This is a genomic window from Nonomuraea sp. NPDC047529, assembly GCF_040642995.1.
Taxonomy (GTDB): domain Bacteria; phylum Actinomycetota; class Actinomycetes; order Streptosporangiales; family Streptosporangiaceae; genus Nonomuraea.
On record NZ_JBEYTJ010000008.1, the window covers coordinates 141,522 to 156,632 of the forward strand.

The following is a 15,111-nucleotide window of genomic DNA, read 5'->3' on the forward strand; positions in this document are numbered from 1 at the left end:
CAGGAGACATGCCGATGTCACGCCGTCTGATGGCGACCATCCTGGCGGGGGTGCTGGCGGCCGTGGGACTCACCACGGCCCCGGCCCATGCCGCCGCACCCGGGCGTCCCCCGTGCGACCCGGGGGACTGCTTCACCGTCGAGGTCTCGCTCGACCGCGCCCCCGCCGTCGGGCAGAGCGCGAGACTCACGGTCGTGGTGACGCCGAAACAGGACATACCCGACGCCACCACGATCATCGAACTGCCGGAGACCATGCGGTGGGCGACCCCGCCCGCCGGGCTCTCCCGTGCCGCCGCGACGATCGGCCGCAGCCCCGTGGACCGGGCCACCCGGACCTGGCGGGCCCGCGCCGGCAAGCCGGTCCGGTACGAGGGTGTCGTCACGGCGGTCAGGCCCGGCCCGGCCTCGATCCGCGTCCAGGCCCGCGACGGGCGGCCCGGACCCGGCTCGGACGGGCTCGCCTACGTCACCGTCGGCGCGGAGTCGTCGGTGTTCGGCATGCCGCGCGAGGGCCGCGGACGCCGTACGGAGAGATCGGCGGCGACGGCGGTGGCCGGCGACACGTGCGTCCAGGGACGCGTCACCCACGTCAGGACGGACGGTTCCATCGGCGGCGTGCCGATGGCGGAGGTGGACGCGTTCGACACCGACGCGGGCGGCCGGCTCATGCTCGGCTGGGCCGAGACCGACGCCTCCGGCGGCTACAAGGTGTGCTTCCCCGGCACCGAGGAGGACGGCACCGGCCAGGACGTCACCATCGAGGTCAGCCCCGCCAACATCTACTGGACCGTGGGCTTCTCGGAGAAGGCCGACGACATCTACACCGACGCGAGCGCGCCGACGCAGGACGTTCCCCCCGGCACGTCGACCACCGTCATCGACTACCAGAGCGCGGGCGGCGATCCGATGGAGGGGGCCTTCCGCCTCCACTCCGCCGCCTACGACACGTGGAAGGCCTACACCGGCTGGCTGAACGACCCGGCCGACGACTGCTGGAAGCCGGGCGAGCAGAACTGCCAGTCCGTGACCCTCATCTGGGCCCCGGACAGGGTCCTGCCCACGTCGTACTACTGCCCGGGCTCAGACGGCGCCGACTGCCTGGGCCGGTTCCAGATCAACCTGGACGCGTCGATCCCGCTGGCGAAGATGACGGTCCCCCACGAGCTGGGGCATTTCATCATGGACTACACCTACGGCCTGATGCCCTCGGACGGCACCGACTGCGGGAAGCACTACATGACGACGCCGATGAGTAGCACGGTCTGCGCGTGGGGAGAGGGCTGGGCGGACTGGGTCGCCGTCCAGACCTACGACGAGACGCACTACCGGTGGTACACGACCGGTCTGGACCTGGAGAGCCCGCACTGGTTCAGCGAGGGCTGGCCGACCAAGGCGGACGCGAGCAAGACCGAGGGCCGCGTGGCCGGGGTGCTCATCGACCTGGCCGACTCGGGAACGCGCGACGAGAAGTACTGGGACCTCGGCGGCCTCGGGCCCGAAGCGATCGTGGCCACGTTCAGGAAGGGGGTCGCCCAGGACCTCGACGACTTCCTGAACCTGCTGGACCCCCAGCACCACGACCTCGCGCAGGCGGCGCTGTTCCAGAACGCCATCCCTGCCCAGCACGTGGAGGACCTGGCCGACCGGACCCCGACGCGCCGGCCCGCCAACGTCCCGCTCCAGACGGCCTTCATCACCACTCCGGACAGATGGCACGTGATGGCCGCGGTCGCCGGACCGGACGGCGCGGACGTGGACCTGGCCACGACGCCCCACGGCAGCGGCGCCACCGTCAGGAGCGCCGAACTGGCCGCCACCAGCGCGGACTTCGTCGCCGTGCAGCCCAGCCCGGCCACCCGCAACTGGTTCGTGAACTCGGTCAGCTCGGACGCCGACTACGAGGAGTACGGGATGGAGGTGACCGAGGCGCCCGCCGGCAACCTGGAGGCCGGGACGCCGCAGCAGTTCCCCATGGCCGCCGGCCGGCTGGTCGAGGTGCGTACGACGTGGATCGAGAAGGGCGTGCCCGCCACGCTCACCGTCGTGCCGCGCAACGGGCAGGACCTCGACCTCTTCGTGATGGCGCCCGACCCCGCCGTGTGGGGCCTGCCCAGGTCCGCCGCCCGCAAGTCCGCGAGCGGCGGCCCGAACAAGATGGAACGCCTCACCATCAGCGACCCGAAGGTGACCGGGCTGTACGCGGTCGTCGTGGTCAGGAAGGCGGGCGACGGCGACGTCCTGCTGACCCGCGTCTGACGCAGGAGGTGCCCCGCGTGTCTGCGCGGGGCACCCGTGACGGTTACTTGGCCGCGAAGTCCTGCGTCCAGTGGAGGGGGCCCTGGCCGTTCCTGGCCACGCCCACGCCGATCACCGTGTACCGGCAGTTCATGATGTTGGCCCGGTGGCCCGAGCTGTTCATCCAGGAGCTCATCACGGAGGCCGGGGTGGTCTGGCCCTTGGCGATGTTCTCGGCGAAGGCGGTGCCGCCGGTGAAGCCGGCCGCGCGGATGCGGTCCATGAAGCTGCGGCCGTCCTTCGAGGTGTGGTCGAAGTAGTTCTTGGCCGCCATGTCGGAGGAGTGGCCGAACGCCGCGGCGCGCAGCTGCGCGTCGTGCTTGAGCGGGTTGCAGCCGCCCTTGGCGCGCTCGGCGTTGACCAGGCGCAGGACCTCGTTCTCCTCGGCGGTGCCCACCGTGCCGGCGGGCCCGGACGGCTTCGGCGCCGGGGTGGCGGAGGTCGTCGGGCTGGGCTTCGGGGACGGGGTGGCCGTCGGGGTCGGGCTCGGCGTGCCGGTCGGCGCGCAGGACAGCCTGACCGCCTTGGACGTCGCGCCGCGGCCTCGGTGGTCGGTGGCGACCGCGTAGTAGACGCCGGGCGCGCAGGGGAGGGTGAGCGCGAGGCTGCCCGACCTGGTGGCGCCGCTCTTGACGACGGGGTCGGTGCCCGGGACGGCGCGCTTGAGCCGGACGCGCAGGAGCGCGTCCGTACGGCAGCCCTGGCGGGCGGCGGAGGAGACGATCTGTGCGGTGTCGGTGACGCGAGGCGTGGCCACGGTGACCCGGCAGCGGCCGGCGGCCTCGCTGCCGGCCGTGGCGGCCGTGGCCGCGGTCATCGGCGTACCGAGTGCCGCCAGGCTCACCAGGCCGGCGAGTACCCCTAGGGGTCTGCGCATTGGGGGCTTCCTCCAGTTGCGATGGACGCTGGATCGCACCGCATTCTGGTAGGACCGCAACCCCTGTGTCACGAAATTTGCGAAATTTCCCTGAGGTCCGAGTAAACCAAAGTGTCGGGAAACGCGTCGTGGCCCGTTCCAGCCGCCGACGCGCTCAGACCCGGAACTCCTCGGTCCGGTGGGCGTACGGGGGCACCGCGGCCCGCATCTCGTCGGTGACCGACGGCGGCGGCAGCGGCACGATCTCCCGCCGGTGGAAGTCGCGGACGTCCTCGCCCTCGGCGAACAGCTCCTGGACCGCCCGCAGGCAGGGGCCGATCACGCCGGGATCGGTGATGCGCCGGCCGCCGCGTCCGCCGCCGTACTCGTCGTAGAGGACCTCGTACATCAGGCCGGGGGAGAAGATCACCAGCTCGGGCACCGGTTCGAGGGCGGCCACGCGCGCCGCGGGCACCACCCGGCAGGGGGAGCCCGCCCTGGCCCGCATGTCCAGCAGGTGCATCTCCCACTGCAGGTACGGGGTGACCGGGAACTCCACCACGCGTACCCGCCGGACCGGCATCCGGTGGCGGAAGTAGCCGGTCACCAGCGGCGCCATCTGCTCGGACAGGGCGAGGGAGCCGGTCCAGTCGCCGTCCATCATGGCCCGCCAGCTCGCCACGTCCGGCTCGTAGAAGGTCTGGGCGCGCTCCAGCTTCCACAGCGGGACGGCGCAGCCCTCGTGGTCGCGGTCGAAGGCCGCCAGGTAGCCGGGCGCGTCCAGGACGAGTGCGTCGGCGCCGCCCACGGCGGCGAACGGATTCGTGACGGCCACCACGGAACCCGGCTCTGCCATACGACGCCCCTTCGTTCGGTGAGACCCGACCAGATCATGAAATGTCACTTGACCCGGGTCAAGACCCAACATCACAAAGGGGCGTGAAGGTCACCCGCGGTAGTGAAATCGGCGGTGGACCAAGTTGGCGACGGTGGCCACCACGAAGACCGCCAGCAGGATCTTGAAGAGGCCGAACCCGAAGACCATCCCCAGCACCCCGAAGAGGATCAGGAAGGGAAGGAACGGTCCGGGGCCGCGGTGGCCGTGCCGGTGACGGCGGGAATGGTCGTGCCAGGGGCGGCCGGCGTGCGCGTGCCGCATGGCCTCCATCTGGTGGCGGTGCGCCCTCATCGCCTCGCGCCAGGCGTCCCGGTCGAACTGGGGGACCTGCTGGGGCGGCGCGTAGGCGGGGGACGAACCGGGCAGGTCGGCCGTCACCTGGGACAGGTCGCGGACCGTCTTGGAGGCCAGCGCCCGGTCGAGCCGCTCGTCGAGCTCCTCGTGGGTCAGACGGCCCTGGGCGAAGTGCTCGCGCAGGGCCGCCATCGTCTGCTCGCGCTCGGCGTCGCCGATGCGGAGATCGTTGTGGTCCATCTCTGGTTCCTCGCTCTCCCCGAACCGGCCTGTCGCTGCGGAGCCGGTCACCTGGTTACTCCTCACCCGGTTCGCCGTCGGCCAGGATCTGGTAGAGCTTGCGCCGGGTCTCAACCAGAGTCTTACGCGCTTCGCGGATTTGTGCGTCGTTTCCGGTCTGAAGAACCTGCATCATGGCGAATGCCGACTGTCGGGCGATGTGCCAGAGGTCGGCGGTGTTGTCGTCGATGTCCGGACGCATCTCGTCCCAGGGGGCGCGGACCTCGTCGGCGTGCGCGTCGATGTAGGCGCGGCCCTCGTCGGTGAGGCGGAAGGTCTTGCGGCCCTCGTTCTCCTCCGAGATCACCAGGCCCTCGTCGGTGAGCTGCTGCAACGCCGGGTAGACGGCGCCGGGGCTGGGCTTCCAGCCGCCCTCGCTGCGCGCGGCGATCTCCTGGATGATCTGGTAGCCGTTGCGCGGCTCCTCGGACAGCAGGGCCAGGATCGCGGCGCGGACGTCACCCCGCTTGGCCTTGCGCCCCCGGCCGCCGCCCCACCCGTGGTGCCCGCCCCAGGGGCCGCCCGGACCGAAGGGGCCGCCGCGCCCGAAATCGAACGGGAACGGTCCGCCGGGACCGCCGCGCCGGCCGCGCTGCCTGTGCTCGTCGTGACCGCCGCCGCCCCGGCGATGGTGGTGGTGGCCGCCCATCTGCTCGAAGGCGTCGGCCATGGCCCTCAGCTTCTCGCGGGCCGCGCGCAGGTTCTCCCGCGGGCCGAACCACTGGTTGCCCGCCGCATGTGCGTATGTCATGTTCTTTCTCCTTGTATCGCGATCTATTCTCGATGCGTCAACGATATATCGCTACTGTTTCGTTGGCAAGGCGCGGAAGAGAGTGAGACAGATCACGAAAAAGTTGCGGAATCGGGGAACAGTATTGGGATGCCCGCCGTTGAACAGAGCAGACGAGGTCGTTCCGCGTCGGCAGGGCTGGGGGGTGCTGTCGCCGCGGAGACGACCTCGTCTGCGTTTACGGGTGTTCTCGCCGGACCGTTCCACCGTGAGGACAACCTGGCGGCGGGGCTCTCCGCGTAAAGCGGTTCTTTGCAATACAGTCCCGATCATGATGGGGCACACGCACGCGATGACCGGGGCGATCGCCTGGCTGGCGCTGGCGCCGCCGCTGGCCGCGCTGCCACTGCTGAACGAGAGCTCCCGGTTCATCGAGACCGGCATCATGGCCGGGGCCCTCGGCCCGGCCGAACTGATCGCCGGCGCGCTGGTCTGCGCGGGCGCGGCCATGCTGCCCGACCTCGACCATCCCAGCGCGACCATCGCCCAGACGTTCGGCCCGGTCACCTGGCTGCTCAGCAAGTTCGTGTCGTGGATCAGCGGCGGCCATCGCGGCATGACGCACTCGCTGGCCTTCGCCGCGGCGCTCGGGTTCGGCGTCCACTGGCTGGCCAACACCTATCCGATCGGCCGGGACATCATCGTGGTGTTACTCGTCGGGCTGGCGTTGCGGGCCATCGGCATCGGCATCCCGGGCAACAAGGCCGGATCGGTGATGGTCAACATCGGCCTGACCGCCGGGCTCTATGCCGTCTTCATGTCGTTGCAGGTCGGGTACGCCTGGCTGGGGCTGGCCGTGGGCGTCGGCTGCCTGATCCACGTGGTGGGCGACTGCATGACCGAACGGGGATGCCCGGTGCTGTGGCCGCTGGGCGCCAAGTTCGTGCTGCCGTGGAAGATCGGCATCAAGACCGGCAAGAAGTTCGAGCAGAAGATCCTCGCGCCGATCCTCTCCGTCGCCATCATCGGCCTGCTCTTCTGGCGCCTCGCGCCGCTTTAACTTGATGTCGAGATACCGTAGTAATATCTTGACGTCGAGACATCCGCCGCGAGCCCCGCAGGTTAGGTTCACCTAACGTACATGTCGTTCCGTGGGTGCGGCAGGATTCAAGTGAGCAATTGTCTGATGGAGGAGGCGAATCACCGTGTCCGCGAACAGCTTCGGCAGCCGTGACACGCTACGCGTCGGAGACGCGGCGTACGAGATTTTCCGGCTTGACGCCGTCGAGGGCGCCGCACGCCTCCCGTACAGCCTGAAGATCCTGCTGGAGAACCTCCTCCGCACCGAGGACGGCGCCAACATCACCGCCGACCACATCCGTGCGCTCGGCGGCTGGGACCCGAACGCGACGCCCAGCGTGGAGATCCAGTTCACCCCGGCCCGCGTCATCATGCAGGACTTCACCGGCGTCCCCTGCGTGGTCGACCTGGCCACCATGCGCGAGGCCGTGCGCGACCTGGGCGGCGACGCCTCCAGGATCAACCCGCTCGCGCCCGCCGAGATGGTCATCGACCATTCCGTCATCGTCGACTACTTCGGTCACCCCGACGCCTTCCAGCGCAACGTCGAGCGCGAGTACGAGCGCAACCACGAGCGCTACCAGTTCCTGCGCTGGGGCCAGACGGCCTTCGACGAGTTCAAGGTCGTGCCGCCCGGCACCGGCATCGTCCACCAGGTCAACATCGAGCACCTCGCCCGCGTGGTCATGATCCGCGACGGCAAGGCCTACCCCGACACCTGCGTCGGCACCGACTCCCACACCACGATGGAGAACGGCATCGGCGTGCTCGGCTGGGGCGTCGGCGGCATCGAGGCCGAGGCCGCGATGCTCGGCCAGCCGATCTCCATGCTGATCCCGCGCGTGGTCGGCTTCAAGCTCAGCGGCAAGCTGCCCGCCGGCGCCACCGCCACCGACCTGGTCCTGACGATCACCGAGATCCTGCGCAAGCACGGCGTGGTCGGCAAGTTCGTCGAGTTCTACGGCGAGGGCGTCTCCTCCGTGCCGCTGGCCGACCGGGCCACGATCGGCAACATGAGCCCCGAGTTCGGCTCGACCTGCGCCATCTTCCCGATCGACGGCCAGACCATCGACTACCTGCGCCTGACCGGCCGCTCCGAGGAGCAGGTCGCGCTGGTCGAGGAGTACGCCAAGGCCCAGGGCCTCTGGCTCGACCCGCAGGGCCCCGAGCCGGTCTTCTCCGAGTACATCGAGCTCGACCTCAGCACGATCGTCCCGTCGATCGCCGGCCCCAAGCGCCCGCAGGACCGCATCGAGCTGTCGGCGGCCAAGGACGCCTGGCGCCGCGACGTCCAGAACTACGTGGCCGACGGCGTCGACGAGGAGGGTGAGGAGTCCTTCCCGGCCTCCGACGCGCCCGCCTCCAACGCCCGCGCCGACGGCGGCCGGCCGCACAAGCCGGTCCCGGTCACCTCGGCCGACGGCACGTCGTTCGAGATCGACCACGGCATCGTGTCGATCGCGGCGATCACCTCGTGCACCAACACCTCCAACCCGTACGTCATGCTCGGCGCCGCGCTGCTGGCCCGCAACGCCGTGGAGAAGGGCCTGACCCGCAAGCCGTGGGTCAAGACCTCGCTGGCCCCGGGTTCGCAGGTCGTCACCGGCTACTTCGAGCGCTCCGGGCTGCAGCCGTACCTCGACAAGCTCGGCTTCAACCTGGTCGGCTACGGCTGCACCACCTGCATCGGCAACTCGGGCCCGCTGCCCACGGAGATCTCCGACACCATCCAGGCCAACGACCTCGCGGTCACCGCGGTCCTGTCCGGCAACCGGAACTTCGAGGGCCGCATCAACCCCGACGTCAAGATGAACTACCTGGCCTCGCCGCCGCTCGTGGTGGCCTACGCGCTGGCCGGCACGATGGACATCGACCTCGACAACGAGCCGCTCGGGCTCGGCTCCGACGGGCAGCCGGTCTACCTCAGGGACGTCTGGCCCGCGCCGGAGGAGATCGCGGCCGTGGTCAACTCCTCGATCGGCCGTGACATGTTCGAGCGCGACTACGCCGACGTGTTCAAGGGCGACGACCACTGGCGCTCGCTGCCGATCCCGACCGGCGACACCTTCGAGTGGGACCCGTCCTCCACGTACGTGCGCAAGGCCCCCTATTTCGAGGGCATGCCGGAGAAGCCGGAGCCGGTGACCGACATCCCGGGCGCCCGCGTGCTGGTCAAGGTCGGCGACTCGGTCACCACCGACCACATCTCGCCGGCCGGCTCCATCAAGGTCGGCACCCCCGCCGCCCAATACCTGCAGGCCAACGGCGTCGAGGTCAGAGACTTCAACTCCTACGGCTCGCGGCGCGGCAACCACGAGGTGATGATCCGCGGCACGTTCGCCAACATCCGCCTGCGCAACCAGATCGCGCCGGGCACCGAGGGCGGCTACACCCGCGACTTCACCCAGGCCGACGGCCCGGTGTCGTTCATCTACGACGCCTCGGTCAACTACGCCGAGGCCGGCACGCCGCTGGTGGTGCTGGCGGGCAAGGAGTACGGCTCGGGCTCCTCGCGCGACTGGGCGGCCAAGGGCACCGCGCTGCTCGGCGTGCGCGCCGTGATCGCCGAGTCCTACGAGCGCATCCACCGCTCCAACCTGATCGGCATGGGCGTGCTCCCGCTGCAGTTCCCCGAGGGGGCCACGGCCGGCTCGCTCGGACTGACCGGCGAGGAGACGTTCGACATCACCGGCGTCGAGGCGCTCAACGGGGGCGGCATCCCGTCCACGGTGCACGTCAAGGCAGGTGACGTGGAGTTCGACGCGGTCGTCCGCATCGACACTCCCGGCGAGGCCGACTACTACCGGCACGGCGGCATCATGCAGTACGTCCTGCGCTCGCTGCTGGCCAAGTAGGAACTTCCCGAGTCCGCGTCCGGTCAAGAGCCGGACGCGGGCCGGGGACGGGGCGCGGATCCTCACGCGCCCGCATCGGGGGTATCACCCGACCCGTGAGAGCCGTCCGGCGGAACACCCTCCGCCTGGCGGCTCTCCGCTGTTCACCGGCCCTTTCCGGTCACCGGCTGGACGTGCGGTACCGGTGGGTCGCCAGCGGGGCGAAGATCGCGATGAGCGCCACCGACCACAGCAGGCTCGCCGCGACCGGATGCCGCAGCGGCCAGACCGAGCCCGCCGAGGTGGGGTTGCCGAACAGGAGACGGGCGGCGGCCACGGTCGCGCTCATCGGGTTCCAGTCGGCCACCGGCCGCAGCCAGGCGGGCAGTCCCTCGGTGGGCACGAACGTGTTGGCCAGAAAGGTCATCGGGAACAGCCAGCCGAACGTGGCGGCGTCGGCCTGCGCGCCGCTGCGCACGTACAGGCCGATGTAGGTGCCCACCCAGATCATCGCCAGGCCGAACAGCGCCAGCAGCCCGAACGCCGCCGCCGTCCGGCCCGGCGAGCCGTGGGTACGCCATCCGGCCAGGAACACGGCCGCCGCGACCATCGCGGCCAGCGACATCAGGTGCATCGACAGGTCGGCCACGCTGCGCCCGATGAGCACGGCGCTGCGGGCGATGGGCTGCGCGCGGAACCTGTCGATGATCCCGCGTTCCATGTCCTCGCCCACGGCGGTGGCGGCCGCGGTCGCCGTCATGGCCATGACCTGCATGAAGATGCCCGGCATGAGGAAGTCGCGGTAGTCGCCGCCGCCGGGGAGGGTGATCGCGCTGCCGAAGACGTACCCGAACAGCACGGTCATGAGGATGGGGAACACCAGGAAACCGGCGATCTCTCCCGGTTGGGCCCGCCATCGCGAGTACGTGCGGCCCGCGATGGTCAGGGAGTCGCTGACGGTCCAGCGCAGGTTCATACTCGTGGCTCCTGTCAGGGGGCAGGCGGTCAGGCGGTCAGGCGGTCAGGCGGAGGAAGACCTCGTCGAGGGTCGGACGGCGGAGCGCGAGGTCCTCGACGGCGATCCCGGCCGCGTCCAGGGCGCGGGCGACGCGGACGAGCGACTGCGCCCCGTCGGGAGCCGGCAGCGTCACCCGCGTCCCGCCCGGCTCCGACACCAGCCCGGCCCCGAGCCCGGCCCCGAGCCCGAGCGTCCTGAGGCCCGTCTCCACGTCTCCGGGCTCGCGGAAGACGATCTGGACGCGGTCGCCGCCGACCTGCTTCTTGAGCGCGCCGGGGGAGCCCGCCGCCGCGACCCTGCCCTCGCGCAGCACCACGACCTGGTCGGCGAGGTGGTCGGCCTCGTCGAGGTACTGGGTGGTCAGCAGCAGCGTGGTGCCCTCGCTGACCAGGTCGCGCAGGGCCTGCCAGAGCTGGAGGCGGCTGCGCGGGTCGAGGCCGGCGGTCGGCTCGTCCATGAACAGCACGGGTGGCGCGACGATCAGGCTCGCGGCCAGGTCGAGCCGCCGCCGCATCCCGCCCGAGTACGTCCTGACCAGCCGCCGCCCGGCCTCGGCCAGCCCGAACCGTTCCAGCAGCTCGTCGGCCCTGCTCCTGGCCCTGGCCCTGGACAGGTGGTAGAGGCGGCCGAACAGCTCCAGGTTGCGCCGGCCGGTCAGCAGCTCGTCCACGGCGGCGTGCTGTCCGGCCAGGCCGATGCGGAAGCGCAGCCGCGCCGCGTCGCGCACCACGTCGAGCCCGGCGACCTCGGCCCGGCCGCCGTCCGGGCGGAGCAGGGTGGCCAGGATGCGCACGGTCGTCGTCTTACCTGCCCCGTTGGGGCCGAGCAGCCCGCAGACCGTGCCGGCCGGGACGTCGAGGTCGATGCCCCTGAGCGCCTCCTTGGCCGCGTACCGCTTTCGCAATCCCTCCGCGCAGATCATCGCGAGGCTCCTTAACGGTGTTAAATCTAACAGCGTTAAGGATGCATTGAACGTTGTTAAGCTGTCAACCGTGGCACTTGAGAAGGGCACCATCGTGGCCGCGGCCCTGCGGCTGCTCCAGGAGACCGGGCTCGACGGGCTCACGCTGCGGCGGCTCGCGGCCGAGCTCGGCGTCCAGGCGCCCGCCCTCTACTGGCACTTCAGGAACAAGCAGGAACTCCTCGACGCGATGGCCGAGGCGATGACGGCCGCCCACATGGACCGCCCCGCGCTCACCGAGCCCGCCGCGTGGCGGGAGTGGGTGCGCGACCACGCTCACCGCGACCGGGCGATGCTCAACTCCTACCGCGACGGCGCCCGGCTGGTGGCCGGCACCCGGCCCTCACCGGTGCTGTTCGAGGTGGTGGAGCGGTCGGTGGTGGCCCTGGAGTCGGCCGGGTTCGCGGTGGCCGACGCGGTGCGCGGGCTGTTCGCGGTCAGCGTGTACGTCGCCGGGTTCGTGCTGGAGGAGCAGGCCGACCGGACGCGGCCGGACGCCGACGGGGCCATGCCGGACATGGCGGCCTTCCAGCGGGCCCACCCCCGGCTGACGGCCGGGCTGACGGAGGTGGGCGACCCGCAGGGGGAGCGGTCGTTCGAGGGCGGGCTGCAGCTCATCCTCGACGGCATGCAGGGCCGCCTCGACCGTCAGGAGACCTGCCAGGCGGGGGCCGACCAGGTGTCGCAGGCCGCCGGCGAGACGGCCCGGTAGCCCCGCTCCAGCCAGCGGACGCGGTTGGCGCCCGTGCCGTGGCTGTGCTCCCCGTCCTCGTCGCCGGCGGCCCTGGTGGCGTCGAGCAGCGCGGTCCAGTCCTGCCGGGTACGGCTCAGCGACGGCCACACGCTGCCCAGGAACGCGCCCGCCAGGCAGTCGGCCTGGAGCTCGTACCGCCGGCTCTGCGCGCCCTTGCGCACGCCGAGGAGGCTCTGCGCGTGGTGGCCGTACTCGTGGGCGGCGACCTTGAACGGGTAGAGGTCGGTGCGGCCCTCGATCCAGGCGCCGGTCAGGGGGAAGACGAGGGTGTCGCGGCCGATGCAGTAGAAGGCCGCCGCGTGCTCGGGCCAGGCGAACCCGCACACCTCGCGCACCGGCTCGTCGTAGTAGCGGACGACGGGCTTGCGGAACGTCCGGCCGGTACGCCTGAGGTAGGCGGACCAGGACTTGTCCAGGCATTTCACGATCGTCGTGAGGTATTCGCGGCTTCTGGGGATGCCGCCGGAGCTGATCGCCGTCTCCGGGCACGCCGAGCGGCCGAGCCTGGGTGTCGCGGCCTGCGCGGGCCCGGCCTGGAGGACCGTCGCCCCGATCAACAGGGCTGCCAGGATCGTGGGGGCGCGCGGGGCGGGGGAGTGCACGGTGAGCAGCATAGGGCTTCTGGTGGCGGCGGATCGTCCGGTGTGCCCGCTTTCCGGCCACGGGTGGTGGCGGAAAGTATGGGTGATTGACTGCTCTGCGTGAGTGATGAGGTGTTGGTACTGGTTGTCGGTAGTTTGGCGGTTTTTGTCGGGGCGGTCGTTCAGGGGAGTGTGGGGTTCGGGTTAGGGCTGGTGGCCGCGCCCGTGCTGACGATGCTCGACCACAGCCTGATGCCCGGCGCGATCCAGGTGGTCAACATGACGCTGCCGCTGTTCACGCTGGCCGTCGAGTGGCGGCGGGTGGACTGGCGGGGGCTGGGGTTCGCGCTGCTCGGCCGCGTTCCCGGCAGCGCCGTCGGCGCCCTCATCGTCGTGTACGTCTCCGTCCAGGCGCTCGGCGTGCTGGTCGGCGTGATGGTGCTGCTGGCGGTCGGGCTCACCGCCCGCACGGTCAGCATCGCCCGCAACGGCGCGACGATCACCGGCGCGGGCTTCCTGTCCGGGATCACCGGCACCGCCACGGGCATCGGCGGCCCGCCCCTGGCCCTGGTGTACCAGAGCGCCAAGGGGCCGCAGATCCGCGCCACCCTGGCGATGTTCTTCTTCCTGAGCGCCGCGCAGTCGATCGCCATCCTGGCGTTCGTCGGCCATCTGCCCGCCCGCGCGCTGGCCACGGGCGCGACCCTGATCGTGCCGATGATCCTGGGCTTCCTGGCCTCCGGGCCGCTGCGGCGCTACCTGGACGGCGGCAAGGTGCGCGTCGCCGTCCTGGTCGTGGCCACGGTCTCCGCGCTGGCCCTGATCACGCAGAGCCTGCTGGCCTGACCCGCCGGGCTACTCGCCGGTCTGCCCGTCGACGGCCTCGCGGATGAGGTCGGCGTGGCCGTTGTGCCGGGCGTACTCCTCGATCATGTGGACGAGGATCCAGCGCAGGTGGGGACGGCGGCCGTCCGGCCAGGCGCGCTGGGCCGGCTGGTCGAGCCCGCCGGCGGCCAGCGCCTCGGCGGTCAGGGCGCGGGAGCGGGCCACCGCGTCCCGCCAGAGCGCGCGCAGCTCGTCGGGGGAGTCGGAGGCGGCGGAGTGCCAGTCCCAGTCGGGGTCGGCCGTCCAGTCGACGGTGTCCCAGGGGGCGTGCGGGTCGCGCCCGTGCAGCCGGCGGGAGAACCAGTGGTCCTCGACGTAGGCCAGGTGCTTGAGCATGCCGCCGAGCGTCAGCGTGGACGCGGCGACGGTGGTGTCGAGGCCCGCCGCGTCGAGGCCGGAGCACTTCCACTCCAGGGTGGCCCGCAGGAAGTCGAGGAAGCCCAGCAGGGTCTCCGCCTCGTCGCCCATGAAGGGCGGTTCCGGGCGTCCCTGCTCGTCGAAGTCGGTCATGGGCGGGCAGTCTACCGACGGGTTCGAACGCGCGGCGGGCGGTCGGGCGGCTTCTGTGTACGCTCGCGTAATGGTCAACGTGGTGGAGTGGACCAGGCTGGAGCCGTGGCGGGTGGCCCGCGGCCGTACCGACCGCGACGAGAGCGTGATCGTCAAATGGACCGGGCCGCACGCCTCCGGCTCCCACGACGAGGCGTGGCGGGTGCGCACGGAGGCGGCCGCCCTCCGGTTCCTGTCGGAGGACCTCGGGGCCGGCCTGGCCCCGCGCGTGCTGGCCGTCGATCTGGCGGCGGGACGGCTGGTGCTGGAGGACCTCGCGCCGCGGACCGCGCTCGACGGGCTGCTGCGCCGCGACGGCGCAGCGGCGCACGCCGACCGGCTGGCCGCCGCCGCGCGCGTCCGCGGTGAGCTCGGCGCGATCACCGCGGGTCACGCGGAGGCGTACTACCGGCGGCGGAGCGCGCTCGGGCCGGTCGATCCGGCCGCCGACCGGCTCGGGCGGGTCGCCCGGCAGCGCGCGTCGGGGATGCCGTCGGTGCCGGACGTGCCGGTCCCGGGCGGGGTGGAGCGGGAGTTCGGCGCGGCCCTGGACGAACTGGCCGATCCCGGCCCGTTCCTCGTGCTCAGCAACGGCGACGCCGAGGCCAACAACGTCCTGGTACGCGCGGACGGCCACGCCGACCCGCGGCTGATCGACTTCGAGTTCGCCGGGTTCACGCACGCGCTGCACGACGCCGTCCCCCTGTACGTGCCGGGCCCCGGCTGGTTGTCGCTGGGCGGCGCGGCCGAGGCCGAGATCCACCGGGGGGCGCTGGCGGCCGGGGTCCCGCAGGTCGAGGACGACGGGCGCTACGGGAGGGGGCTGGCGGCGGCGTGCGCGTCGTACGCGCTGGCCAGGCTGACCCGGCTGCCCGTGCTGGACGGCCGCCCGGCGGGGGACGACAGCCGCGCCCAGCTCGTCGCGACCCTGGAGGCGGCCGCCCGTGCCGCCGAGGGGGCCCTGCCCCGGCTGGCCGGGTGGTGCCGCCGGGTGGCCGCCGCGCTCCGGCGTCGCTGGCCGGACGCGGACCGCGACTTCGGGGTGCTGGCTCCGTACACGTCGCGCCGCTGACGCCCGGTCGGCGGGCACGAGGA

Annotated in this window: 14 protein-coding genes; 6 read left to right on the plus strand and 8 right to left on the minus strand. The window is 71.6% G+C overall.

Annotated elements, in window-relative coordinates; genetic code table 11:
• Nucleotides 1–14: 14 nt before the first annotated feature.
• On the plus strand, nt 15–2,258 hold the full coding sequence (locus tag ABZ815_RS15215; protein ID WP_357697996.1) for a hypothetical protein: 2,244 nt from the start codon (nt 15–17) through the stop codon (nt 2,256–2,258).
• A 43-nt stretch (nt 2,259–2,301) separates the two neighbouring features.
• On the opposite strand, the gene ABZ815_RS15220 is transcribed toward ABZ815_RS15215, so the two are convergent.
• The 4 genes from ABZ815_RS15220 to ABZ815_RS15235 all read right to left on the minus strand — a co-directional run bounded on the left by ABZ815_RS15220 (nt 2,302) and on the right by ABZ815_RS15235 (nt 5,375).
• A complete protein-coding gene (locus ABZ815_RS15220) occupies nt 2,302–3,174 on the minus strand; it encodes a CAP domain-containing protein (RefSeq protein ID WP_357697998.1) in 873 nt (290 codons plus the stop codon).
• 154 nt (nt 3,175–3,328) lie between these two features.
• Nucleotides 3,329–4,009, minus strand: a complete 681-nt coding sequence (locus ABZ815_RS15225; protein WP_357698000.1) for a DUF6879 family protein — start codon at nt 4,007–4,009, stop codon at nt 3,329–3,331.
• A 90-nt stretch (nt 4,010–4,099) separates the two neighbouring features.
• Entirely contained in the window at nt 4,100–4,585 is a 486-nt protein-coding gene (locus ABZ815_RS15230; RefSeq protein WP_357698002.1) for a DUF1707 domain-containing protein, read from the minus strand.
• 55 nt (nt 4,586–4,640) lie between these two features.
• Nucleotides 4,641–5,375: a PadR family transcriptional regulator gene (locus tag ABZ815_RS15235; protein ID WP_357698004.1), complete on the minus strand. Its 735-nt coding sequence runs from the start codon at nt 5,373–5,375 to the stop codon at nt 4,641–4,643.
• 310 nt (nt 5,376–5,685) lie between these two features.
• Between ABZ815_RS15235 and ABZ815_RS15240 the strand changes: the two genes are divergently transcribed.
• On the plus strand, nt 5,686–6,414 hold the full coding sequence (locus ABZ815_RS15240) for a metal-dependent hydrolase (protein ID WP_357698006.1): 729 nt from the start codon (nt 5,686–5,688) through the stop codon (nt 6,412–6,414).
• A gap of 145 nt (nt 6,415–6,559) precedes the next feature.
• Nucleotides 6,560–9,289, plus strand: a complete 2,730-nt coding sequence (gene acnA / locus ABZ815_RS15245; RefSeq protein WP_357698008.1) for an aconitate hydratase AcnA — start codon at nt 6,560–6,562, stop codon at nt 9,287–9,289.
• A gap of 160 nt (nt 9,290–9,449) precedes the next feature.
• On the opposite strand, the gene ABZ815_RS15250 is transcribed toward acnA, so the two are convergent.
• Nucleotides 9,450–10,244, minus strand: coding sequence for an ABC transporter permease (locus tag ABZ815_RS15250; RefSeq protein WP_357698010.1), 795 nt, complete (start codon nt 10,242–10,244; stop codon nt 9,450–9,452).
• Nucleotides 10,245–10,281: 37 nt separating this feature from the next.
• A complete protein-coding gene (locus ABZ815_RS15255) occupies nt 10,282–11,208 on the minus strand; it encodes an ATP-binding cassette domain-containing protein (RefSeq protein ID WP_357698012.1) in 927 nt (308 codons plus the stop codon).
• A gap of 70 nt (nt 11,209–11,278) precedes the next feature.
• Here ABZ815_RS15255 and ABZ815_RS15260 point away from each other — a divergent pair, with 70 nt between their 5' ends.
• Complete coding sequence (locus ABZ815_RS15260; protein WP_357698014.1) at nt 11,279–11,959, plus strand: TetR/AcrR family transcriptional regulator C-terminal domain-containing protein; 681 nt, start codon at nt 11,279–11,281, stop codon at nt 11,957–11,959.
• On the opposite strand, the gene ABZ815_RS15265 is transcribed toward ABZ815_RS15260, so the two are convergent.
• Nucleotides 11,896–12,615 (minus strand): neutral zinc metallopeptidase, encoded by a 720-nt coding sequence (locus ABZ815_RS15265; protein ID WP_357698016.1) that lies wholly within the window; start codon nt 12,613–12,615, stop codon nt 11,896–11,898. The two genes, ABZ815_RS15260 and ABZ815_RS15265, sit on opposite strands and share 64 nt — an antisense overlap.
• A 99-nt stretch (nt 12,616–12,714) precedes the next feature.
• Here ABZ815_RS15265 and ABZ815_RS15270 point away from each other — a divergent pair, with 99 nt between their 5' ends.
• Nucleotides 12,715–13,428: a sulfite exporter TauE/SafE family protein gene (locus tag ABZ815_RS15270; protein ID WP_357698292.1), complete on the plus strand. Its 714-nt coding sequence runs from the start codon at nt 12,715–12,717 to the stop codon at nt 13,426–13,428.
• 9 nt (nt 13,429–13,437) lie between these two features.
• Here ABZ815_RS15270 and ABZ815_RS15275 read toward each other — a convergent pair whose 3' ends face one another.
• On the minus strand, nt 13,438–13,977 hold the full coding sequence (locus ABZ815_RS15275; protein ID WP_357698018.1) for a DinB family protein: 540 nt from the start codon (nt 13,975–13,977) through the stop codon (nt 13,438–13,440).
• A 70-nt stretch (nt 13,978–14,047) separates the two neighbouring features.
• On the opposite strand from ABZ815_RS15275, the gene ABZ815_RS15280 reads away from it, so the two are divergent.
• Nucleotides 14,048–15,088, plus strand: a complete 1,041-nt coding sequence (locus tag ABZ815_RS15280; RefSeq protein WP_357698020.1) for a hypothetical protein — start codon at nt 14,048–14,050, stop codon at nt 15,086–15,088.
• Nucleotides 15,089–15,111 lie beyond the last annotated feature (23 nt).